The sequence below is a fragment of the Bordetella genomosp. 5 genome (assembly GCF_002261315.1).
In the GTDB taxonomy this organism is placed as follows: domain Bacteria; phylum Pseudomonadota; class Gammaproteobacteria; order Burkholderiales; family Burkholderiaceae_B; genus Bordetella.
In genome coordinates this window covers 19,294-40,983 of record NZ_NEVP01000007.1, presented here as the reverse complement: position 1 = coordinate 40,983, position 21,690 = coordinate 19,294, and the positions used below count along the sequence as shown (strand labels likewise).

The following is a 21,690-nucleotide window of genomic DNA, read 5'->3' as shown; positions in this document are numbered from 1 at the left end:
AGGCGGAATACTGCGCGCCGTCGCGCGGTCCTCATCGCCGTTGCGTGCGTGGGCGTTATCGGTGTGATGCTGGCGAGTGCCGCACGCGCGGGCGCGATGCCCGCGTTGCCGTCCCTGCCCGCGGCCACCGAGGTGGTGGTGCTGGGCGAAGGCGTGCGCTTGTTCGGCGCACCCGCCCGAATGGCGGTGTTTCGTTCGGCGCATGAAGTCGCGGATCTGCTCGACTACGTCGCGACCCGCCATCCCGACTTCAACCAACTGCATATCGAGCCGCAGCGCATCACGTTGGCGGCCGTCGGTGGTGTCTGCTCCCGGAGCATCAGCGTGGCGCAGGTGGACGGCGGCGGCAGCGTCGGTTCGATCGCGAGCATCTGCCAGGCGTCCATGTCGGGTCCGGGCGAGGCAAGCGCGCGTCGGGCCGACACTCACCGCGATGTCGGCACGGCGGAGTTCGCTCTGCCGTCGTCCGAGCTGCTGCTGGACGTGTCGTTCACAGAGGATGAGCAGGAGGTGCAGCAGCAGGTCTGGGCTTCACCGCTCTCTGCGCAGCACCTCGATCAGGCCTTCCGCCGGCGTCTGGCCGCGGAGGGCTGGCAGGAGGAAGCGCCTGTCCAAGATGCGCCGGTGCCCGGCGGTCCCACGAGCGAGGCCCGGTCGGCACAGCATTGGCGGACAGGCGAAACGCTCGCCTATGTCATCAACCCGACGGCCGCGGGCGGCGCAGGCGCCAGTGGTCTCTGGCTGCGCCGCACGCGGCCCGCCGGGTCGCAAGCCGGGAGCGGTCATTGGGCCATGCGGCAGGTACCGCCACGGATACCGGCACAGGTGCCGCCACAGATACCGGCACCAGCATCGCCACAAACACCTGCGCAAATACCGCCGCAAATACCGCCGCATCTGGCAGGAGCCACGCGATGAACCTGCGCGCTCGATTCCTGCGCTATGGCAGCGCCTACGGCGTCTGGCTGGTCACCGCCGCGGCCGGGCTGGCGGCGGCCTGGGCCGTGCAGGCTCATCTCGCGCGACGCGAAGACGAGCTCACGCGGCAGAATCAAATCCAGATGGTCGGGCGCGTGGTCGCCGCTCGCGATCTTCCGGCGGGCACGCGCCTTTCGGCCGACATGCTCGCGCTACGCGATGTCGCGCTCGACTACACGCCCACAGGCGCGCTCGACGCGAGCGAGGCCGATCTTCTGTTGCACACCGAGCTGCGCTCCGCCGTGGCCGCCGGCGAGCTCGTTCTGCGTGGCATGACCGAGACACCGGCCGCGGATTCTCTGTCGTCTCAACTGGCACCCGGGCGCCGCGCGCTCACTCTTGCCGTGCACGATTTTCACGCCTTGCCCCGGCCTTTGCGTGTCGGGGATCAGCTGGATCTCTTCGTCTCCATCATGCACGAGGCGCGCGCCTTCACGCTGCCATTGCTCAGTGCCGGCCGGGTCATGGCGGTTGCGGTCAATGATGCAGACGGCGCGCTGGAGGCACTCACGCTGGATGCCGCACCCGGCGAGGCCCTGCGCGTCATCGCAGCCAAGCAGGCCGGCGCGCTCACTGCCGTATTGCGGCTGCCCGAGGATCCCGTCGCGCAGTCCGATGGCCCGAGCGACCTTGGCGCCTTACTCGGGCTCCCCGCCCGGGTGGAGCCGCCCGCGCCACCCGTGCCCGTGCTCTACGGCGACGCCGAGGCGCCCGGCATGGTGGGCGCGATGCCACCGAAGACCGGCGTCGCAGGCGCGCCCGCGATGGCCGAGGGCGATGGCGAGGTCGCGCCGCTGCTGCCGGCCTCGCGCGCATCCTCGTTCTCGTCCCTGCCCACGGGAGGACGCCGTCATGGCACCCCTGCGCCCTGATCACGCCGCTCGCCGGCGTGTCGTCCGGCACATGCCGCCGGGCACGTACACACGGCCCGCCTTGCGTGCCTGTCTCGCCGCTTTGTTGAGTTGCACGCTGGCTGGCGGCTCGCCAAGCCATGCCGCGGGCACGCCTGGCCGCGCAAAAGCCACCGCCACCGGCCCCATGCCGTCCCCTCTCGAACAGGACCCTTCTCATGCAGACCTGCAAAGAATCACACTCGACGTTGGACAGACCCATAGCCTCCCGGCGCCCGGGGTTGCGCGCGTGGCTGTGGGAAGCGGCCAGGTCGTCCAGGCCACGACGGTCGAGGGCAAGGAGGTGCTGCTCTTCGCTCGCGGCGAGGGCACGACGTCCGTTCAGATATGGCGCACCGGTAACCGGACGCAGGTTCACACGGTGCACGTAAGGCCGGCGGGGTTCGCGGGCATGGAGGCCGAGGTCTCTGCGCTGCTTCAGCGCATTCCCGGCGCGAGGGCCAACGTCGCCGGCGACAGCATCGTCATCGAAGGCAACGGGCTGTCCGACACGGACCGCACCCGGATCGCCGCGCTGGCTCAGCGCTATCCGCGCATCCTCGACTTCACGGGCCAGGTGGGCTGGGACAACATGGTGCTGCTCGACGTCCAGGTGGTCGAACTGCCCAGGTCGCGCCTGCGCGAATTCGGCATGGCATGGGATGTCCAGTCGGCCAGCGCACCGCGCACGGGGGCGCAATGGACCTATCCGGCCGCCGTCGCGGTCGGCGGAGCGCTCGCCGACCCCACCGGGTCATCAGCCGCCGCCTCGCCCCGCCACTGGCTGCTGCAGGCGGGCGTGGGCGCGCGCCTCGCCGCGCTGGCCGAACGAGGCGATGCGCTCATGTTGGCCCAGCCACAGCTCATCGCGCGCAGCGGCAGCACCGCCAACTTTCTCGCGGGTGGCGAGGTTCCCTACACCTCCACGCAGGACGGCGGGCGTAGCGAAACCCAGTTCAAGCCCTACGGCGTCGGGCTCACCATCACGCCGCAGATCGATCCCGACGGCGGCATCCGTTGCCGCATCGAGGTGGAGGCCAGTGCCATCGACACGGCGCTGTCCTTGCCCGCCGGGCCGGCGCTGCGCACGCGTCGTGCGAGCACCGAGTTCAACGTCCCATCCGGGCGCACTCTCGTGATCGGCGGATTCCTCTCGCGCGAGACCTCGCGCCGGCGCCAGGGGCTGCCTTTGCTGTCGGACATTCCGGTGCTGGGCGCGCTCTTTTCGATTCAGCGTGAAGAGCGGCGCGACACCGAGCTCGTGATCTTCGTCACGCCCACCGTCATGGGACCCGACCATCCGATGCAGGCCGGGCGCCTGCATCGCGCTCGGGGGCAGCTGCAAGCGGCCTTTCCCGAGCCCACACCGTTGGGGCTCGATGAGCCCGTGGCGGCACGTGGCCACCAGGCTCGGCCCGGCTCCCAATGGGTGGCGAGTCCGGCAGCCCTAGGAGGGCGGCCATGAGCGCGCACGATCTCATCGAGCTGCAGCTGCATTTCGAGAGCGGCCAGATCGAGCGGCAGCGGGTTACCTTGCCCGTGCTGATCGGCAGGGGAGACGACTGCACCCTGCGCCTGACCGGATGGCGCGTGGGCAAGCATCATGCGCGCCTGTCGGCCCAGGGCGAAGAGATCTTCGTCGAAGACCTGGGTACGCTGCTCGGAACCACCGTCAATGGCTTGCGCGTCGCCACCTATGGCCCCCTGCACACCGATGACGCCATCGTCATCGGCGCCTGCCGCCTGCGAATCCTGATGCATGGGCGCAACGCCGGTCCGGCGCCGGCCCCCGCCGACCCGGGTGTGCCGCGCCAGAGCGGACCGTCCACACCGGACGAAGCGTTGTTCACCATGCCACCCGCGATCGCGTCGGGTGCAGGCGCTGCCAGTGCACCGCGGGTGGTCGAGCGCGGTGGGGAGCCGAGCCTGCCGTCGGGGGCGGAGCCGGGCGGGGCGCTGCATCCTGCTTGGCACACACAGGCGCTCGGGGGCCACGCGCCACCCCGGCTCGGCGAACCCGATCCCGCTCCGGGCCTGCCTCTTCGTCTCGAGGCGGCGCAGCGCGCGGGTCTTGACGCGGCGGGGCTGCGGTCAGATAGCGCGCCCGCGTCGGTTCACGGCACATCGATACCCTCCGCAGCACCGGCCGCCAAACACGATGACGCGGCGTTCAGTGGCTCGCGCCAGCTGCGCCGCCGGTTGCATCTCGCCCTGCTGGAGCGATTGGATCTGCGCCGGCGCGACGTATCCGGCATGAGCGACGCGGCGCTGCGGCAACAGGCCGCTCAACTCCTGCGCGAATTGATCAGCGAAGCGCGTTCGGAGTTGGACGCGGACGTCGATCCCGCCGCGTTGGCCCAGGATGTGCTCGACGAGGCGCTCGGCCTCGGCCCGCTGGAAGCCTTGCTTGCGGATCCCGAGGTGACCGAGATCATGGTGAACCGGCACGACTGCATCTACATCGAGTCGCACGGCCGACTGACGCGTCACCGCGTGGCGTTCAGCGGCGAAGCCGCGGTACGCGGCGTGCTCGAACGCATCGTGGCGCCGCTGGGCCGGCGGGTCGACGAATCCTCACCCATGGTCGACGCGCGCTTGCCCGATGGCTCGCGCGTCAATGCGGTCATCCCGCCCGTGGCGCTGGGCGGGGCCGTGATCACGATCCGAAAATTCCCGCAGCGCCATTGGCAAATGGCCGACCTGCTGGCGGCGCAAGCCCTGAGCGAGTCCATGGCCGACTATCTGACGCATGCGGTCCATCACCGCCGCAGCATCATCGTGTCGGGCGGCACGGGGGCGGGCAAGACCACCCTGCTCAACGTGCTCTCCGACGCCATCCCCGAGGGAGAGCGCGTCATTACGATCGAGGACGCCGCCGAGCTCCGCCTCGCGCATGCACATCGCGTCGCGCTGGAAGCGCGTCCGAGCAATGCCGAGGGCAGGGGGCGCGTCGAGATCCGCGATCTGGTGCGCAACGCGCTGCGCATGCGCCCCGACCGTATCGTCGTGGGCGAATGCCGTGGCGCGGAAGCCTTCGACATGCTGACCGCCATGAACACCGGCCACGAAGGCTCGCTCACCACCTTGCACGCCAATTCGCCGCGTGATGCGCTGGGCCGACTGGAATCCATGGTCCTCATGGCCGGACTCGACCTGCCGCTATCGGTGGTCCGTGAGTACGTGGCATCGAGCATCGATCTGGTCGTGCAGCAGAGCCGCTTGTCCTCGGGCAGACGCGTCGTGACCCAGATCGTGGAGGTGACCGGCATGGAGAGCGGCTGTGTGCAAACCCAGACCCTCTTCGCGTTCGACGCGCGCCAGGGCTTCGTCGAGACCGATGCGCTGGCCATGACGCCCGCCGACTGGCGCGGCGCGCAGAGGCTGGCTGCGGCGTGCGCGCACGCTCGGGAGGCCTGATCCATGCTCGTCTGGCTCGCCGTCGCGGGTGCATTGCTGGCCGCTGCCGGCCTGGCGTGGCAGGCCAGCGTGTGGGTCGGCCCGGCCGCGCAGCGCTATCGCGACACCTACACCCGCACGGCCGAGACCGGGCTTTCCGAGGTGTTCCTGTTCATCGATCCCGCGCGCTTGTTCGGCGTGGGCGTCATGCTGGCGCTGCTGACCGGGCTCGCGCTGCTGGCGCTCACCCGCGAGCCGGTGCTCGCCTTGTTGGCCGCGGTGGCGGCGCAACGGGTGCCGCAGGGTCTGCTCAAACGGGCGCGCGAGCGCCGGCTGCAACGATTCGAACGCCAGCTTCCCGGTGCGCTGCTGTCGTTGGCGGGCGCGCTGCGGGCGGGCGCGAGCCTTAACCACGCGCTGCGGCATCTCGTGGAGCTGAGCGAGCCGCCGCTGGCGCAGGAATTCGGGCTGATGCTGCGCGAGCAGCGTGTCGGCGTGCCATTCGACCAGGCCCTGGACCGCATGCGTCATCGCATTCCGACGGAGTCGACCGTGCTGGTTACGGCAGCGCTGCGCGTCGCCGCGGCCAGCGGCGGCAATCTGGCCGAGACGCTCGACAACATCGCCCACACCCTGCGCGCGAGGTTGCAACTGCAGGGCAAGCTACGCGCGCTGACGGCGCAGGGTCGCATGCAGGCGGCGCTGCTGGCCGGCATGCCGCTGCTGGTGGGCTTCGCGCTTTATCAGCTCCAGCCTGAAGAGATCGCGCCGCTATGGCAGACGCCGGTGGGATGGTTGGTGCTGGGTGTGCTCCTCATCCTCGAGACGGTGGGCGTGGTGATGATCCGCCGCATCCTGCGTATTCCCACATGATGGGCTCGCCGTCAGCCGTGATGGCGAGCCTGCTGGCCGCTGCGGGTGCCGCGTTGTTGGCGGCCGCGCTCGGGCGTTTGTGGCGGGCGTGGCCCGCACCGCGCAAGCCGGCACCGGCCGAGTTGCCGCGTTGGTGCCGCCTGTCGTGGCGCTTTTGGTCGCGCGTGGCTGACCTGTGCGAACGCCGGCTGACCTGGCAGGCGCGTCACCGGCTGCGGGGCGCGATGCTGCGCGCCGGTGTCTCGTCCGACGTGTCCGAGGCGTTGCTGGTGGCTTTCATGGTGGCGGCGGCCGCGGGCACTTTTGGGGCGATGCTGGCGGTGCAGGGGCTGTTCAGCGCCCTGATGACGCCGGTCGCGCCGCTTACGCCGATCGTCCAGTCTGCCGCGGCACCGGACGTCGGCGCGGCAGGCTTGCCGCGCGCCTTGCTGATCGGACTGGTGGCAGGTGTCGTCGCGGGCGTGCTGCCGTTGCTGTGGTTGTGGCGGCGAGGCGCACACCTGCGGCGGCGTGCCGATCACGACCTGCCGTTTCTGCTCGACCTGATGGTGCTGTGTGTAGAGGCGGGGCTGAGCCTGAACGGCGCGTTGCGCCTGATGTATGACCATGCGCCCAAGGGCGTTCTGCGTAATGGCCTGTCGGCGGCCCTGGCCGATATGCGTACGGGCGTGTCGCGCCAGCAGGCATTGGAGAGTATGGCCACGCATCTGGCGGCACCCGGTGTGCGCGCCTGGGTGGGGGCCCTGGTGCAGGCCGAACGCCTGGGTGCGAGTGTGGGGCCCGTGCTGCGCGGCCTGTCCGCGCAGCAGCGGGCGGATAGTTTTCAGCGGGCCGAAGAGGCGGCCATGCAGGCGCCCGTCAAGATGCTGCTGCCGCTGATGGCGTGCATCTTTCCCTGCACGTTCATCGTGCTGGCGTTTCCGATCGTGCGGCAGCTATTGCCGCTACTGCAATGAAGGGCGCGGAGCCGGCTCGGTTAGCCGGCGCGGAGCCCGCTCGGTTTGCCGAAGCCGCGCGGCTGCGCTTGCTGCGGGCCCACACGCCGTGGCGGCGGCTTTGCGGGCTGCTGTGCCGCCGGCGGCCGCCCGGGCCGCGTGTCGGCGTATGGATCGCGCCCTGCCGCGTGATCCACACCTTCGGCATGGCCTATGCCATCGATGTGGCTTTCGTGGGCCGCGACGGGCGCGTGATCCGGGTGGTGCGCCGGCTGCGGCCCTGGCGCGCCGCCTTATGCGTGCGCGCTGTGGCCGTGGTCGAGACCCGTGTGGGGATTCTCGATGCCGAACACGGAGGTGTAGGCCGGGTAGAAGCTGCAATACAGGATGCCGCCCGCCGCGATATTGAAGGGCACCTGCAGCGTGCTGGCCAGCGTGGGTGATGCGCCCATCGCCACGAGAATGCCGGCGCACAGGTCGATGAACAGAAAAATCAGCACCCACACCGCGCCGTAGACCATGAAGGGCCACTTGTTGCGCCAGCAGGCAATGCCCGAGAAAAACAGCGACTGGCGCAGGCGCAGGCCGTGCCAGGCGACCAGCACCGGCGCATGCCAGAAGAGCGCCGCGATGATCACATAAAGCACCGTGAAGATCAGCAGCGGCACGCGCATCGCGATGATGAACGGTGTCAGGTCGTTTTCGATGGATGCGGCGCGCATGCCTTCGGTGAGCGCGCCCATGAACGGCAGAAACGAGACCATGCCGGCGAGCAAGGCCACGACGGCATAGAGCAGGCCCATCACCAGAAGCTTGCGGAAGACGCCCGGCTTCTGCAGCGCCTTGGGCCACATCGACGGCAGCATGACGCGGTCGGCGTCGATGTGCTTGCATGCGGCCAGCGTCATGACGGTGATGGCGGGCATCAGGGCCACGAACAGAAGGGGGCCGACGGGCGGCGTCACCATGGCGAACACCACCAGCAGGCTCACGAACATGGCCCAGATGAAAATGGCGAGGGGTTGTTTCGCGAACAGCTTCATGCCGTCGCGGACCCATTGCCAACCATAGGATGCGGGGAGGGATGCGGCTTGCATAGGTCTCGTCAGAAAATGCTAGGGACGGAACGCTTGTTCAACATTCATTATGGCGTGCTGAGCTTTCAGGGCAAGACGGGAAGCGTGGCACGGTGGCGCGCCTGCAACACTCGCTCGAAATGCCGGGGATCGTGCGGCTTGAGCGTCTGCGCCGGGCGCGGCAGGAAGAAGTCGTAAAGGCGCGAGAGCCAGAACCGCAGCGCCGCGCCGCGCAGCATGGTCGGCCAGGCCGCGCGCTCCTCGTCGGTGAACGGGCGGACGGCGGCATAGGCGGCCAGCCAGGTGTCCACCAATTCGGGGACAAACTCGCCCGTCTCGCGCACGATGCACCAGTCGTTCACGCTGACGGCCACGTCGAACAGCCAGGTGTCACAGCCGGCAAAATAGAAATCGATGAACCCGCCCATGAGCGGATCGTCGAAGGTGCCGGCAAACAGCACGTTGTCGCGGAAGAGGTCGCAATGCGCCGGGCCGCTCGGCAGGCGCTGCCAGGCCGCGCTGGCGGCCGCGGCCTGCTGGGCGCGCAGCTCGTCCTGCAGCAGCGCACTCTGTTCGGGCGTGAGAAACGGCAAAACCTTGGGGGCGGTCTGTTCCCACCAGGGCAGGCCGCGCAGGTTCGGCTGGGTCAGCGGGTAATCGCGGCCGGCCAGGTGCGTGCGCGCCAGCGTGGCGCCCGCCAGGGCGCAGTGGCGCGGGCCCGGGGCCGGCTCGTAGCCGCCCGGCAGCCGCGACACGATCGCGGTCGGCTTGCCGTGCAGCGTCGTGAGGCGGGTGCCGTCCTTCAGGGTCTGGGGCTGGGGCACCGGAATGCCGCGGCTCGCCAGGTGGTGCATCAGCTCGATGTAAAACGGCAATTGCTCCTGCGTCAGCACCTCGAACAGCGTCAGCACATACTCACCGCTGCTGGTGTGCAGAAAGTAGTTCGTGTTTTCGATACCGGCGGTGATACCCCGCAACGAGACCAGGTCTCCCAGGTCATAAAGTGCCAGCAGCGCACGTGCGTCTTGCTCGGTTACGGGGGTGAAAACGGCCATTGATCGTAGACAGGGCTGAAGTTGACGTGCAGGCGAGCCTGGCGGATGCAGGGGAGGGCGCGCCACGCGCAGCCCTGCAGCGCCGCAATTTTAGACCACCGCGCGGCCCGCCACGCCGTGCCCCGGATAGACGGCCGCGCGTCTGGCCGGCAACAGCCATTCCCGGCGGGCGTCATGCCCCGGTAAAATAGCGCAAGTCCTTGTTTTTTCATGAGCGATTCTTGACCTCTCCCGACTGGCGGCTGTGCGTCGCCCCGATGATCGACGTCACCGACCGGCATTGCCGCTATTTCCACCGGCTGCTGGCGCCGCGCGCGCGTCTCTACACCGAAATGATCACCACCGGTGCGCTGCTGCACGGCAATGTCGAGCGCCACCTGGATTTCGATACCACCGAGCATCCGGTCGCCTTGCAGTTGGGGGGCAGCGAGCCCGATGCGCTGGCCCAGGCCGCGCGCATGGGGGAGCAATGGGGCTACGACGAGATCAACCTCAATTGCGGCTGTCCCTCCGAGCGGGTGCAGCGGGGCGCGTTCGGGGCCTGCCTGATGGCCGAGCCGACGCTGGTGGCCGATTGCATGAAGGCCATGCAGGATGCGGTGAGCGTGCCGGTCACGGTCAAGCACCGGCTGGGCCTCGACTACGACGAGTCGTATGACTTCGTGCGCGACTTCGTGGGCAAGATCTACGACACCGGCTGTCGCGTGTTCGTGGTGCACGCGCGCAATGCGGTCCTCAAGGGCCTGTCCCCCAAAGACAATCGCGAGATTCCGCCGCTGCGCTACGACGTGGTCACGCAGCTCAAACGGGATTTTCCCGACTGCACCATCGTGCTCAATGGCGGGCTGGCCGATGCCGAGCTGTCGGTACGCGCCGCCGGGGAGTTCGACGGCGTCATGCTCGGCCGTGCCGCCTGGCATAACCCGCGCGTGCTGTCAGAGGTGTCGCTGCAGCTCTGGCCGTCGGTCAGGTTGCCGTCCGATGCGCAGGTCGTCGATGCCATGACGGCCTATGCCGCCGACCAGGTGGCGCGCGGCGTGCCGTTGCGCATGATCACGCGCCCGATGCTGGGTTTGGTCAACAGTCAGTCGGGGGCGCGCCGCTGGCGCCGCCTGCTGTCCGATCCGCACCGTCTGTCGGCCAATGATCCCGCCCTGATCTACGAAGCCTGGCGCAGTCTGCGCAGTGGCATGCGTGAGCCGTTCGAGGCGGATCCGCTGGCCGCCGCCTGACGGCCGCGCTGGCGCACGGTCGCAACCGAGCACCCATGCAAAAGGGGCGTCCGTGGACGCCCCTTCGGTTTTGCGCCAGGCCCGTTCAGGGTTTGTCGCCGGTGCTCTCGAGCGGCCAGTCACGGATGTAGGCTTTGAGCATGTTGTTTTCGAATTGCTGGGCGGCCACGATGGCCTGGGCCATGTCGTAGAAAGAAATCACGCCCATCAGCGTGGGGCCGTCCATCACGGGGATGTAGCGTGCGTGCTTTTCGAGCATCAGGCGCTGGACTTCGTCGGCGCTGGTGTTGGGCGACACGCTCACGGGCGCGTCGTCCATGATGGCGCGGATGGTGGTTTCGCCGAGCTGGCCGTTGCCGGCATGCACACATCGGATGATCTCGCGGAACGTAAGCATGCCGGTGAGCATGCCGGATTCCATGATGACGAGCGAGCCGATGTCTTGCTCGCTCATGGTGCGCACCGCCACCGACACCGGGGTGTCGGGCGATGCGGTGTACAAGGTGTCGCCCTTGACGCGCAGAATTTCGCTGACTTTCAACATGGTGATTCTCCTGGGGCGCGAGGCCCGCGAACTTGCCTGTCTCGGTGGTCAGCCTTCGTGCGCCTTGCCGGGGAGCCGTCGTGCGGACTCGGTTGGCGGGAGGTCCACGGCGCCGGGTGCGGGCGTGGAGGAGGCGGACGGCGGAGGCGCTTGCACCGAGTCTACGCCGGTATTGTGCGACAGCTGAACGAGATCTGCCAGCGTGGGAATGTTGTCGCGCTGCAGCAAACGCGCGGCGATGAGCTCGATGCGCGGGTCTTCGCGAACCCGGCGGCGCGTGCGGTCCAGCAGGAAGCGGTCGGCCACGCCGTCCAGCGGCGTGTCCCGCGGGTCGCAGGCGAGCACCCAGCGCTGGTCGGCCGTGCGGGCCACCAGGCCCATATCGCTCAAGGCCTCGAGCACATCGTTGAGTTCGTCATGGTGCAGGCACAGCTGGCGCGAAAGATGATTCGAGCTGCGCCCGGCAGGCCCCATGCCCTGGGCGCGCACCAGCGCCTCGAGCACCCCCAGCGCGTCCACGAAGGTCGCGCCAGCTTCGCGGTTGATCTCCCATCGGCCCAGCCGGATCATCGGCGCGCTGGCGGCCACGGTCGCCCCGAACAGAATCGACAGCCACGACAGATAGATCCACAGCAGGAACACAGGCAGGGTCGCGAAGGCCCCGTAGATCACCGTGTACGCGGGAAAGCGCGTCAGGTAATACGCAAACGCCGACTTCATGATCTCGAGCAGGATGGCCGCGCCGAAGCCGCCCGTCAGGGCGTCCTTCCAGTAGACATGGCGATTGGGCACCACGACGAAGAGCGCGGCGAAGGCGAGGCCCGTGAGTATCAGCGGAATGAACGAGACGGCCAGACTCACGAACTCGGGCACGTCGCTGACCAGGCCGAGCGACTCGCGCGCCACGAACGAGGTGGCCCAGAGGCTGGCGCCCGCCACCAGCGGGCCCAGCGTGATGACGGCCCAATAGATCAGGGCGCGCTGCGACAGAGGCCGCTGGCGCGTGACATGCCAGATATCGTTCAGGGTCTTGTCGATCGTCATGATCAACAGCAGCGAGGTCACGATCAGGAAGGCCCCGCCTATCGTCGTGAGGCGCGTGGCCTGCAGGGCGAACTGGTTGAGGTAGTCCATGATGTTGTCCGACACCGACGGCGGCATCAGGCTGGTCGCGAGGAAGTCCTCGAGGGCGACCCGGAACTCCTGGAACACCGGGAACGCGGTGAACAGCGACAACACCACGGCCAGCATCGGGACGATGGCCAGGACAGTCGTGAAGGTGAGGCTCGAGGCGACCTGCAGCAGCCGTTCTTCGTCGGCGCGGTCGGCGGCAAAGCGGACGACCTTGGCCAGGCGGGCGGGCCAGGGGGCGCGAAGTGCAGGGTCGCCTAAGGGCGGAACCGCCCCTTGCTTATTGGACTCTTGGGGGTGCTCCATCGGGTGATAATAGCAGCATGACCGTCGAACTCAATCCGCAGTTGCGTCGCCTCGCCACCGTCTCTTTGCTGGCGTTGATCGTCCTCAGCGTGGCGTGGGAGCTCTGGCTGGCGCCGCTGCGTCCGGGCGGATCCTGGCTCGTGCTCAAGGCCTTGCCGCTCGCCTTCGCGCTGCGCGGGGTGAGCCGCGGCAATCTCTATACCTATCAGTGGTCCAGCATGCTGGTACTGGTGTACCTGATGGAGGGTGTCGTGCGCGCCATGTCCGATCCCGGGCAGGCATCCGCCTTGCTGGGTCTGGTCGAGGCCATCCTGGCCGCGGTGTTCTTTCTGAGCGCCATCTTTTTTGTCCGGCCGGCCAAGCGCGCGGCCCGGGAGCGCCGAGCATGAACATCCCCGCCCATCATCCTTCCGACACCGCCGATCAGGCGCAGCCCCCTGTCCAGGGCGGGGTGCGTCTCGATCAGTTGGTCACCGACAACAGCTTCGCGGCGTTGCCCGACGCGTTCTACACGCGCCTGCAGACGCGGCCGCCGTCGGCGCCGCGCCTCTTGCACGCCAATACCGAAGCCGCTGCGCTGATTGGCCTCGATCCGGCCGAGCTGCACACCCAGGGCTTTCTGGATGTGGCCTCGGGCCACGCGCCGCTGCCCGGTGGCGACACGCTGGCGGCGGTCTATAGCGGCCACCAGTTCGGCGTGTGGGCCGGCCAGTTGGGCGACGGCCGCGCGCACCTACTGGGCGAAGTCCGCGGACCGCACGGCAACTGGGAGCTCCAGCTCAAGGGCGCGGGCATGACGCCGTATTCGCGCATGGGCGACGGCCGCGCGGTGCTGCGCTCGTCCGTGCGCGAATACCTCGCGAGCGAGGCGATGCACGGCCTGGGCATCCCGACCACGCGCGCGCTGGCCATCACCGTGTCCGACGACGCGGTGGTGCGCGAAACCATCGAAACGGCGGCGGTGGTGACCCGGATGGCGCCCAGCTTCGTGCGATTCGGATCATTCGAGCATTGGTCTTCGCGCCGCCAGCCCGAGTTGCTGCGCACGCTGGCCGATTACGTGATCGACCGCTTCTATCCTGCCTGCCGCGAGGCCCCGGGCGAGCACGGACCGTTGCTGGCCTTTCTCGAAGCCGTCACGCACCGCACCGCCGAACTCATGGCGGGCTGGCAGGCCGTGGGGTTCTGCCATGGCGTGATGAACACCGACAACATGTCGATCCTGGGGCTCACGCTGGATTACGGCCCGTACGGATTCATGGACGGCTTCGCGCTCAACCACATCTGCAATCACACGGATGCGCAGGGCCGCTATTCCTGGAACCGCCAGCCGTCGGTCGGACTCTGGAATCTCTATCGCCTGGGCGGCAGCCTGCATACGCTGGTGCCCGACGTCGACGCGCTGCGCGCCGTTCTGGATGGTTATGAAGCAGTGTTCACGCAGGCCTTCCACGGCCGCATGGGCGCCAAGCTCGGTCTGACCCAATGGCAGGCCGACGACGAGGTGCTGCTGGATGATCTTCTCAAATTGATGGATAGTCAGCGCGCCGACTTCACCCTGAGCTTTCGCCGCCTGAGCGATGCGGTGCGCGGAGAGCCGCAGGGCTTCGCCGACCTCTTCATCGACCGTGACGCGGCCCACGCGTGGCTGGCGCGCCTCACGGCCCGGCACGCCCAGGATGGCATGGCGGCCGAAGCCCGTGCCCAGGCCATGGACCGCGTCAATCCGCTCTATGTCTTGCGCAATCACCTGGCCGAGCAGGCCATCCGGGCGGCTGCGCAAGGGGATGCCAGCGAGATCGACCGGCTCTTTGCCGTGTTGCGGGCCCCCTTCGAAGCGCGGCCCGGATGCGAAGGCTATGCCGGTTTACCGCCCGATTGGGCCGCCGGCATCGAGGTCAGTTGCTCTTCTTGAGGGTTGCTAGCCACGGCATTGGCTTGCAATCCGCTCAAATCCTTGCATCGCGGGTAAAATTTGTCACATCATCAACGGCCTGTGTTGTGATGTTGCACAGACAGGCCACATCGAAGTAGGGGAAGGCCATGCTGGCTGCCGACGGATTGTTGCGTATTGGTCTGCTCGAGGACGACGAAGACTTTCGCGAAGAGTTGGCCCTGGGGCTGGGTGGCTATGGGTTCAACGTGGTGTTCGATTGCGCCGACGCCGCCTCGTTTTACCGCAATCTCCAGTCGCAGCCCTGCGACATCGTCATTCTCGATGCCAACGTGCCGGGCGAAGACGGCTTCTCCGTCGCCACGCGCCTGCGCGCGCTCAGCCCCATGGGCATCGTGATGCTGACCGGCCGCGGCGCGCTCGAAGACCGTGTCCGCGGGCTCGAGGGCGGCGCCGACGTCTACCTGACCAAGCCGGTCGACCTGCTCGAACTCAGCTCCGTGATCCGCAGCCTGGCGCGCCGCATGCGCCTCGCGCGTGGGGGGGCCGCCACAACCGGTCAGACCATGGTCGAAGCGGGCCGCCCGTCGGCGCAATGGTCGTTGCAGGAAGGCGGTTGGGTGCTGGTCGGCCCGGAGGGTGTTTCGCTGCACCTCAACGCCCAGGAACGCATCTTTCTCATGACGCTGCTCGACAGCGCGGGCAAGGCCGTGACCCGCCAGGTATTGGCCGAGATCATCCAGCCCGATAACCCCGATGATTTCGAACCGCGCCGCGTCGACGTGATGGTGAGCCGCCTGCGTGCCAAGGCGCAATCGGCCGGGTTCAAACTGCCGGTGTTGTCGGTGCGCGGCCAGGGTTACGTCTTCGCGGCGTAAGCCCACGGGCCCGCGGCCAAAAAAAGGCGGCGCTGCGGCGCCGCCTTTTTCTTTGCGCTATCGGGCCGGGCCCGCGCTCAACTGCCGCGCCCTTGCGGCGTCGGCAGGGCGATGACGAACCGCGCGCCCTGGCCCGGTTGGGTCTGGACGGTGAGCGAGCCGCCCTGGTTGCTGCACAGCTGGCGCGCCAGATGCAGGCCCAGGCCGGTGCCCGGGGTTTCGCGATGCGCGGCCCGGCGGAAGTGCGGTTCGAAGATGCGTTCGGTCTCGGATTCTTCGATGCCGGGGCCCTGGTCCGTGACGGCGAGCCAGGCGAGCGCGCCGTGAGCGCCGCTGGACAGACCCGCATCGATCAGAATGGGCTTGTCCGCCGGCGAATACTTGATCGCGTTCTGGATCAGGTTGCGCAGCACCAGGCCCGTGAGCAGGGGGTCGCACAGCACCGGCACCTGTGCTTCCGTGTTGACCACCAGCAGATGGGCCGTGTCCGGCTGAATGCTGGCCGCGGTATCGCGCACGATGTCGCCCAGATCGCAGCTCTCGGGGCGCGGCGTGAGCGCCTGGTCGTGCTGGCGCTGCGGGCTGAGCACCTGGTCGAGCATGTCGATCATGCGCGTGACGTTGCGCCGGATGCGGGCGAGCCGGGTGTCGACGTCCTGGCCGCTGCCGGCCAGGATGGTTTCGAGCGACTGCGCCGCGGCGCTGATCGTGGCCGCCGGCGTGCGGAGCTCGTGCGACAGCAGCGAGTGCATCTGGCGCTGTGCCTGCAACGCACCGGCCAGCTCGGACAGACGTTGGTCGGCTTGTTCCTGACGCTTGCGCAGCACGCCGCTCGCCGGCACGGGCCAGGCGGGGCTGGGGTTCGCGACGGCCGCGGCAGGGGCGGCGCCGGCTTGCGCGATCGCGGCCTCGGCCGCCGGTGCGTCGGCGTTGTGAACCACGGGCTCGTCGGTGGGGGGATCGGTGAGGTCCAGCACACCAGCATCGAGCGTGTCGGGCTCGGCTTCGAGCACGACAAAACCCAGCGAACTCAGCAGCTCGCGGATGGCCTGATCGGGCGCGTGCTGCGCATAGGCGGGAACGCCCAGCGTGCGCGCCGTCTGCGCGACCGTGGCGGCGAGGTGGCGGTTGCCGGGACTGCCCGCCAGGCTGTGCACGAAGCCGCCGCCGATCTTCAGGTAGGCCAGCGGCAACTGATGCAGACGCTCGAGCGCGGCAAACTGCTCCGACAGGCGGCGTACGCTGACGCGCGCGCCGGCCGCCGTGGCGATGTCGCACAGCGCCTGCACGCCCTCGAAATAATCGACCAGTCCATGGGCGTCGATCTCGAGCACCAACCTGCGCGCCAGCGGCGGACGGTCTTCGAGGAGGCGGCGCAGGCGCTGACGGAACGAAGGTTGTTCCAGCGACGCGGGGGCGAGCTGCACGGCCAGGTCGCCGGTCGTGCCCACTTGCTGGTCCAGCGCCAGGCGCACGGCCTGGATGTCGCAGTCGGCGGCCAGACCCAGCCGGCTGGCGGGCGGCATGAACTGCGACGCATGGATGGGTTCGGGCGTGCCGGGATCGCGCAGCCAGAGCGTCGCCTTGTGATGCAGCACGGTGCCCGCGGCATCCCGCCGCGCTTCGCGCCGCAGGAAAAACCGGTGTTCTTCGAGTGCCCGCACCAGGATGTCCTGCCAGCTGTACTCGCCGTCGACCCGGGTCTCGTTGCGGTCATCGGCGTGCTGCAGGTCATCGCTGTTGGAGATCTCGGCGCGCATCAGCGCGTGGTCGAGACGGGCCAGCACCGTGCCGACCTGCTCGTGGGAACGATAGGCCGTGAGAGCGAGTGCCCAGCGGCACCATTGGCCATTCTTGAGCGGCAGACGGCGCAGGCGCAGCTCGCGCCGCATATGCTCGGCCAGCTCGTTGGCCGTACGCGTGCTGCTCGCCGGGAGCAGGGCGGCGAAGTCCGATCCATTGATCCGGGCGAGCAGGGTGCCGACGCCGCCGTGGCTCGTAAGTGTCTGGCTCAGATGCGTGGCGGTGAGGCGCAGCCATTGATCGGTCGCCTCGTGGTGCATGTGGCGATTGATCTCCGCCATGTCGCGTTGACGGAAGATGAGCAGGTGGCCTGCGGGCTCGCCCTGACCCGGCGCGCGCAGCGCATTGCGGAAGGCATCGAAGAACACCCGACGATTCATCAATCGCGTGACGGGGTCGTGGCGCGCCTCGCTTTCGAGCGCGGCGATGCGTTCGTCGCGCTCGCCGAGCTGGCGGCGCTGGCGCTCCAGCCCTTCGTCGATCGCGGCGTAGACCGGGGCGAGCAGCGTGCGCTCGCTCGCGCCGCCGTCGGGAAGCTGGCCGGGCTCGCCGGCACGCGCATGATCCGCGAGCCTGACCAGCGGACCCGTCTGCCAACGGCCCAGCGCGGCGCGCAGATTGCGCAGCATCCAGGCTGCGGCCCCGAGGCACAGCAAGAGCAGCAGGCCGGCACTCAGCCACAGGGAAGCGGGGAGCGCGACGGGAAGCCCGCCGACGGCGATCTCGCCTCGCTCCGTGCCGTCGGTGGCGCGATACGGTTGGCGCGTCAGGGTGTGCGCCGCCGATGCGGGCGCGGACGGCAGCGTGAGCGGTTCACCCGCGAGCGGATGGACGGTGACCACCAAGCCGGCGGGCGGCGCCGGCAGCCGGTCGCGCAAAGCCTGCGGTGCGCCGTTGGCGTCCGCGAGCACGGCGGCATACGCCCGGGCGGTGAGCTGGGCGGTCTCTTGCTGATGAGTCTGTGCGATACGCCAACTGGTCCAGGCCTGTAGTGCCTGCGCGCCGAGCAGGAGAACGATCGACGGCGTGAGAACGGCCCATACGAAACGATGTGGCAAGGTCATGGATGGGCGGCGTGGGCGAAAAGTGCAATTCGAATATTTCGAGTGTAGTGATTTTTTTCAATATAAGAATCAAAACATTGCTGACCGCCCATCGGGATTCTCGCTTTCCCGAATTTCCGCCCAAATCTATCCAATCCACCGCCAAATATCGCGTTGAATTCGTATCAAATCATGCATAATCCCGCTGATACCCGTGACGGTGGTTGGCACCGGACGCTGTACTCGCTGACAAGGGGGCTCCGTGGGATTGGATGACCTGGTGGGTCAGAGTCTGCTACCGGGATTGGCGCTGGCCGCCACATTGGTTTTCTTTATATATAGAGAGTATCGGTTGCGTCGCCGTCTGGCGCGCGACTCGCTCACGGGCGCACTCACGCCCGATTCACTGCGCCTCAAGGTCGAGCGCAGCATGCGGCGCACCGGCGCCGTGGCCACCCAGGATACCGCGCTGCTGGTCAAGCTGATCCAGCATCCCTCCCTGTCCGCCATGTTGAATATGGCCGACAACAAGACCCTGCTCGCCATGGTCGCGCAGCGCCTGCATGAACTGTCCGACGATTTTCTGGTCGCGCGTTATTCCACCGATTCGTTCATGGTCTGGGCGCCCGATGTCGAAGGCTGGCAGATCGCCGAGCTTGCCCCACATATTCTCGAGCAGCTCTCGTGGCCCTACGAGCTGCGAGGCCAGCCGCTGATCGTGGGGTTCCGCCTGTCGGCCGCGATGTATCCGGCGCACGGCGCGGATTTCGACGAACTCGAGCGCAGCCTGCACATCGCCATGCTGCAGCTCGACGACGGCGGCCCCGCCTGGAATATCTTCGAGCCCGACATGCTCGAGCGCCAGCGACATTTCCAGGGGCTGGAGCACGACCTGCGCGTGGCGCTCGCTTCGTCGTCGATGGATCAGTTCGAGGTGCATTACCAGCCCGTCTGCGACACGGATTCCGGCGTGATCCAGGGATGCGAGGCGCTGCTGCGCTGGCATCACCCGGTGCACGGCGATGTGTCGCCGCTGGTGGTCATCGAGCTGGCCGAGCGCACCGGTCTGATCGTGGGGTTGGGCGCCTGGGTGCTCGAGACGGCCTGCGCGCGCGCGGTCACCTGGCCCGCGTCGTGGAGCCTGCATGTAAACGTGTCGGTGCGGCAGATGTACGCCGACGAGCTGCCGCTGCAGGTGGCGCACGTGCTGGCCAACAGCCGTCTGGCGCCGCACCGTCTGGTGCTCGAAATCACCGAGTCCGTGTTCATTCTGCAGTACGAGCGCCATGTGGCCACGCTCAATTCCCTGCGCGCACGCGGCGTGCAGGTGGCGCTCGATGATTTCGGCGCGGGCTATTCGAGCCTCACGCACCTGCGCCGCCTGCCGATCGATTGGGTCAAGCTCGATCGCGGTTTCGTGGCGGAAATCGAATCCGATGTGGTGAGCCAGGAGCTTGTGTCGGCGCTCATGGGCATGTGCCGCGCGCTGGGCCTGATGGTGGTGGCCGAGGGCGTGGAAACCGAGGCGCAGCGCGACATTCTGAGCCGCATGGGCTGCCGTTACATGCAGGGATTTCTGCTGGGCCGGCCGGTCCCGGCGCATCAGATACGGGTTTTGGCGGCGTCGGTGTCATAATCTGGGCTGGCCTCAACCCCGCTTTCCAGAAAAAACCCATGTCCGGCAATACCTTAGGCACCCTCTTTACCGTTACCAATTTCGGCGAGTCGCACGGACCCGCGATTGGCTGTGTGATCGACGGTTGCCCACCCGGACTGCCCCTGGATGCCACCGACATTCAGCGCGAGCTGGACCGTCGGCGTCCGGGCACCTCGCGCCACGTCACCCAGCGCCAGGAGGCCGATCAGGTCGAGATCCTGTCCGGCGTGTACGAAGGCGTCACGACCGGCACGCCCATCGGCCTGCTCATTCGCAATACCGACGCGCGCAGCAAAGATTACTCCAACATCGCCGACACCTTCCGGCCGGGTCACGCCGATTACACCTACTGGAGCAAGTTCGGTGTGCGTGATCCGCGCGGTGGCGGCCGCTCGTCGGCCCGTCTCACGGCCCCCACGGTGGCGGCCGGCGCGGTCGCCAAGAAGTGGCTGGCCGCCGAGTTCGGCGTGCGTGTGCGCGGCTACATGAGCCAGCTCGGCCCGATCGAGATTCCGTTTCAGTCGTGGGACGAAGTGCCCAACAATCCGTTCTATGCGCCGAATGCCGAGGTGGTGCCGGCGCTCGAAGACTATATGGATCAGTTGCGCCGCGACGGCGACTCGATCGGCGCCCGCATCGAAGTGGTGGCCGAAGGGCTGCCGGCAGGGTGGGGCGAGCCGATCTACGATCGCCTCGATGCCGATATCGCGCATGCAATGATGGGTCTGAACGCCGTCAAGGGCGTCTCGATCGGCGCCGGTTTCGCGAGCATCACGCAGCGGGGTTCGGAGCACGGTGACGAGATCACGCCCGACGGCTTCCTGTCGAATCATGCGGGCGGCGTACTCGGCGGCATCTCGACCGGCCAGCCCATCACGGTGTCGCTCGCCATCAAGCCCACGTCCAGCATTCGTGTCGAACGCCGCTCGGTCAACCGTGCGGGCGAACCGACCGTCGTGCAAACGCTCGGCCGGCACGATCCCTGCGTCGGTATTCGGGCCACCCCGATCGCCGAAGCGTTGCTGGCCCTGGTGCTGATCGACCACGCGCTGCTGCATCGCGGCCAATGCGGTTGAGCTGACCGCAGCGCGCGCAGCAGGCCGGCCGAGATTCTTTATTCAAGACCGAACCGGAGGACGCCATGTCGTCGATGAACCTCACTCAGCAATGGCTGCGCCGCGCGGCGCTGGCCTCGGCCGCCACGGTGCTCGCCGTGCTCACCGGTTGCGCCAGCGTCAATACCACGCAGTCGGGGGCGGTCGGCGTCGACCGCAAGCAGTACATGTCGAGCCTGGTGCCCGAGCAGCAGCTCAACCAGGAAGCGTCTCAGCAGTACAACGACATTCTCCAGCAGGCGCGCGCCAAGAATCTGCTCGACCGCGATGCCGCGCAGGTCAGCCGCGTGCGCGCGATCTCGCAGCGGCTCATCGGCCAGGTGGGTGCGTTCCGTCCGGAGGCCACGAGCTGGCCCTGGGAGGTGCATGTGCTGAGCGTCGACGAGATCAATGCCTGGTGCATGCCGGGCGGCAAGATCGCCGTCTACACCGGCCTGCTGAGCAAGATCAAACCCACCGATGACGAGCTGGCGGCGATTCTGGGCCACGAGATCGCGCACGCGCTGCGCGAGCATGCGCGTGAGCGAGTGTCCCAGCAAATGGCCACCAACATCGGTCTGCAGGTGCTTTCGATCGCGACCGGCTCCTCGGCGGCGTCCGATCTGGGCGGTCAACTGACCGACGTGATGTTCACGCTGCCCAATAGCCGAACGCACGAAACCGAAGCCGACCGCATGGGCGTGGAGCTCGCCGCGCGCGCCGGCTTCGATCCGCGCGCGGCCGTCACGTTGTGGCAGAAGATGGGCGCGGCGTCTGGCGGCAGCTCGCAGCCCGAATTCCTGTCGACGCACCCGTCGGCGTCCACGCGCATCAACGAGCTGCAGACGACCTCGCAGCAGGTGATGCCGCTCTACGAACAGGCCAAGGGCAAGTAAGCCCGGCGC

General features: G+C 68.0%; 18 protein-coding genes and 1 pseudogene. 14 read left to right on the top strand and 5 right to left on the bottom strand.

Annotated features, from left to right (window positions below; genetic code table 11):
• Positions 1 to 63 precede the first annotated feature (63 nt).
• The 7 genes and pseudogenes from CAL25_RS24240 to CAL25_RS24395 all read left to right on the top strand — a co-directional run.
• Complete coding sequence (locus tag CAL25_RS24240) at positions 64 to 918, top strand: hypothetical protein (RefSeq protein ID WP_170948482.1); 855 nt, start codon at positions 64 to 66, stop codon at positions 916 to 918.
• The gene (gene cpaB / locus CAL25_RS12165; RefSeq protein ID WP_094800330.1) at positions 915 to 1,850 is read left to right on the top strand and encodes a Flp pilus assembly protein CpaB; all 936 of its coding nucleotides are present in this window, start codon (positions 915 to 917) and stop codon (positions 1,848 to 1,850) included. Before CAL25_RS24240 ends, cpaB begins: the two co-directional genes overlap by 4 nt.
• Before the next feature lie 166 nt (positions 1,851 to 2,016).
• A complete protein-coding gene (locus CAL25_RS12160) occupies positions 2,017 to 3,333 on the top strand; it encodes a type II and III secretion system protein family protein (RefSeq protein ID WP_094800328.1) in 1,317 nt (438 codons plus the stop codon).
• Complete coding sequence (locus CAL25_RS12155; protein ID WP_170948481.1) at positions 3,330 to 5,285, top strand: ATPase, T2SS/T4P/T4SS family; 1,956 nt, start codon at positions 3,330 to 3,332, stop codon at positions 5,283 to 5,285. The genes CAL25_RS12160 and CAL25_RS12155 overlap by 4 nt, the downstream gene beginning before the upstream one ends.
• A gap of 3 nt (positions 5,286 to 5,288) precedes the next feature.
• The gene (locus tag CAL25_RS12150; protein WP_094800324.1) at positions 5,289 to 6,137 is read left to right on the top strand and encodes a type II secretion system F family protein; all 849 of its coding nucleotides are present in this window, start codon (positions 5,289 to 5,291) and stop codon (positions 6,135 to 6,137) included.
• A 56-nt stretch (positions 6,138 to 6,193) separates the two neighbouring features.
• Positions 6,194 to 7,093 carry a type II secretion system F family protein gene (locus CAL25_RS12145; protein WP_249279050.1) on the top strand — a complete coding sequence of 300 codons (900 nt, stop codon included), beginning with the start codon at positions 6,194 to 6,196 and terminating at the stop codon, positions 7,091 to 7,093.
• Positions 7,090 to 7,359, top strand: a pseudogene (locus tag CAL25_RS24395) (DUF192 domain-containing protein); the annotation flags it as partial. The gene CAL25_RS12145 and the pseudogene CAL25_RS24395, both read left to right, overlap by 4 nt.
• A gap of 6 nt (positions 7,360 to 7,365) precedes the next feature.
• Here CAL25_RS24395 and CAL25_RS24390 read toward each other — a convergent pair.
• Entirely contained in the window at positions 7,366 to 8,169 is an 804-nt protein-coding gene (locus CAL25_RS24390) for a BPSS1780 family membrane protein (RefSeq protein ID WP_249279049.1), read from the bottom strand.
• A 65-nt stretch (positions 8,170 to 8,234) separates the two neighbouring features.
• Positions 8,235 to 9,203 carry a homoserine kinase gene (locus CAL25_RS12130; protein WP_094800320.1) on the bottom strand — a complete coding sequence of 323 codons (969 nt, stop codon included), beginning with the start codon at positions 9,201 to 9,203 and terminating at the stop codon, positions 8,235 to 8,237.
• A 221-nt stretch (positions 9,204 to 9,424) separates the two neighbouring features.
• On the opposite strand from CAL25_RS12130, the gene dusA reads away from it, so the two are divergent.
• Entirely contained in the window at positions 9,425 to 10,435 is a 1,011-nt protein-coding gene (dusA, locus tag CAL25_RS12125; RefSeq protein ID WP_094800318.1) for a tRNA dihydrouridine(20/20a) synthase DusA, read from the top strand.
• An 85-nt stretch (positions 10,436 to 10,520) separates the two neighbouring features.
• On the opposite strand, the gene CAL25_RS12120 is transcribed toward dusA, so the two are convergent.
• Both CAL25_RS12120 and CAL25_RS12115 read right to left on the bottom strand, forming a co-directional pair.
• Positions 10,521 to 10,979: a CBS domain-containing protein gene (locus CAL25_RS12120; protein ID WP_094800316.1), complete on the bottom strand. Its 459-nt coding sequence runs from the start codon at positions 10,977 to 10,979 to the stop codon at positions 10,521 to 10,523.
• 48 nt (positions 10,980 to 11,027) lie between these two features.
• Positions 11,028 to 12,416 (bottom strand): YihY family inner membrane protein, encoded by a 1,389-nt coding sequence (locus CAL25_RS12115; RefSeq protein ID WP_094800314.1) that lies wholly within the window; start codon positions 12,414 to 12,416, stop codon positions 11,028 to 11,030.
• A 17-nt stretch (positions 12,417 to 12,433) separates the two neighbouring features.
• Between CAL25_RS12115 and CAL25_RS12110 the strand changes: the two genes are divergently transcribed.
• The 3 genes from CAL25_RS12110 (at position 12,434) to CAL25_RS12100 (ending at position 15,188) form a co-directional block, all read left to right on the top strand.
• Positions 12,434 to 12,805, top strand: a complete 372-nt coding sequence (locus CAL25_RS12110) for a DUF2069 domain-containing protein (RefSeq protein ID WP_094800312.1) — start codon at positions 12,434 to 12,436, stop codon at positions 12,803 to 12,805.
• Complete coding sequence (locus tag CAL25_RS12105) at positions 12,802 to 14,331, top strand: protein adenylyltransferase SelO (RefSeq protein WP_094800311.1); 1,530 nt, start codon at positions 12,802 to 12,804, stop codon at positions 14,329 to 14,331. The genes CAL25_RS12110 and CAL25_RS12105 overlap by 4 nt, the downstream gene beginning before the upstream one ends.
• Before the next feature lie 128 nt (positions 14,332 to 14,459).
• Positions 14,460 to 15,188 (top strand): response regulator transcription factor, encoded by a 729-nt coding sequence (locus CAL25_RS12100; RefSeq protein WP_094800309.1) that lies wholly within the window; start codon positions 14,460 to 14,462, stop codon positions 15,186 to 15,188.
• Between the two features lie 77 nt (positions 15,189 to 15,265).
• Here the strand turns inward: CAL25_RS12100 and CAL25_RS12095 are convergent, their stop codons facing one another.
• Positions 15,266 to 18,055, bottom strand: a complete 2,790-nt coding sequence (locus CAL25_RS12095; RefSeq protein ID WP_094800307.1) for an EAL domain-containing protein — start codon at positions 18,053 to 18,055, stop codon at positions 15,266 to 15,268.
• Between the two features lie 241 nt (positions 18,056 to 18,296).
• Between CAL25_RS12095 and CAL25_RS12090 the strand changes: the two genes are divergently transcribed.
• From CAL25_RS12090 to CAL25_RS12080, 3 genes are all read left to right on the top strand, one after another.
• A complete protein-coding gene (locus tag CAL25_RS12090; protein WP_170948480.1) occupies positions 18,297 to 19,670 on the top strand; it encodes a putative bifunctional diguanylate cyclase/phosphodiesterase in 1,374 nt (457 codons plus the stop codon).
• Positions 19,671 to 19,708: 38 nt separating this feature from the next.
• Positions 19,709 to 20,767, top strand: a complete 1,059-nt coding sequence (gene aroC, locus CAL25_RS12085; RefSeq protein ID WP_094800305.1) for a chorismate synthase — start codon at positions 19,709 to 19,711, stop codon at positions 20,765 to 20,767.
• Between the two features lie 74 nt (positions 20,768 to 20,841).
• On the top strand, positions 20,842 to 21,681 hold the full coding sequence (locus CAL25_RS12080; protein WP_094800769.1) for a M48 family metallopeptidase: 840 nt from the start codon (positions 20,842 to 20,844) through the stop codon (positions 21,679 to 21,681).
• Positions 21,682 to 21,690 lie beyond the last annotated feature (9 nt).

Coding starts and splice junctions, on each gene's coding strand:
- CAL25_RS12155 (WP_170948481.1), top strand. CDS start 3,330: ATGAGCGCGCACGATCTCATCGAGCTGCAGCTGCATTTCGAGAGCGGC.
- CAL25_RS12160 (WP_094800328.1), top strand. CDS start 2,017: ATGCCGTCCCCTCTCGAACAGGACCCTTCTCATGCAGACCTGCAAAGA.
- cpaB (WP_094800330.1), top strand. CDS start 915: ATGAACCTGCGCGCTCGATTCCTGCGCTATGGCAGCGCCTACGGCGTC.
- CAL25_RS12100 (WP_094800309.1), top strand. CDS start 14,460: ATGCTGGCTGCCGACGGATTGTTGCGTATTGGTCTGCTCGAGGACGAC.
- CAL25_RS12115 (WP_094800314.1), bottom strand. CDS start 12,416: ATGGAGCACCCCCAAGAGTCCAATAAGCAAGGGGCGGTTCCGCCCTTA.
- CAL25_RS12120 (WP_094800316.1), bottom strand. CDS start 10,979: ATGTTGAAAGTCAGCGAAATTCTGCGCGTCAAGGGCGACACCTTGTAC.
- CAL25_RS12150 (WP_094800324.1), top strand. CDS start 5,289: ATGCTCGTCTGGCTCGCCGTCGCGGGTGCATTGCTGGCCGCTGCCGGC.
- CAL25_RS12105 (WP_094800311.1), top strand. CDS start 12,802: ATGAACATCCCCGCCCATCATCCTTCCGACACCGCCGATCAGGCGCAG.
- CAL25_RS12110 (WP_094800312.1), top strand. CDS start 12,434: ATGACCGTCGAACTCAATCCGCAGTTGCGTCGCCTCGCCACCGTCTCT.
- CAL25_RS12080 (WP_094800769.1), top strand. CDS start 20,842: ATGAACCTCACTCAGCAATGGCTGCGCCGCGCGGCGCTGGCCTCGGCC.
- CAL25_RS12130 (WP_094800320.1), bottom strand. CDS start 9,203: ATGGCCGTTTTCACCCCCGTAACCGAGCAAGACGCACGTGCGCTGCTG.
- CAL25_RS12095 (WP_094800307.1), bottom strand. CDS start 18,055: ATGACCTTGCCACATCGTTTCGTATGGGCCGTTCTCACGCCGTCGATC.
- CAL25_RS24390 (WP_249279049.1), bottom strand. CDS start 8,169: ATGCAAGCCGCATCCCTCCCCGCATCCTATGGTTGGCAATGGGTCCGC.
- aroC (WP_094800305.1), top strand. CDS start 19,709: ATGTCCGGCAATACCTTAGGCACCCTCTTTACCGTTACCAATTTCGGC.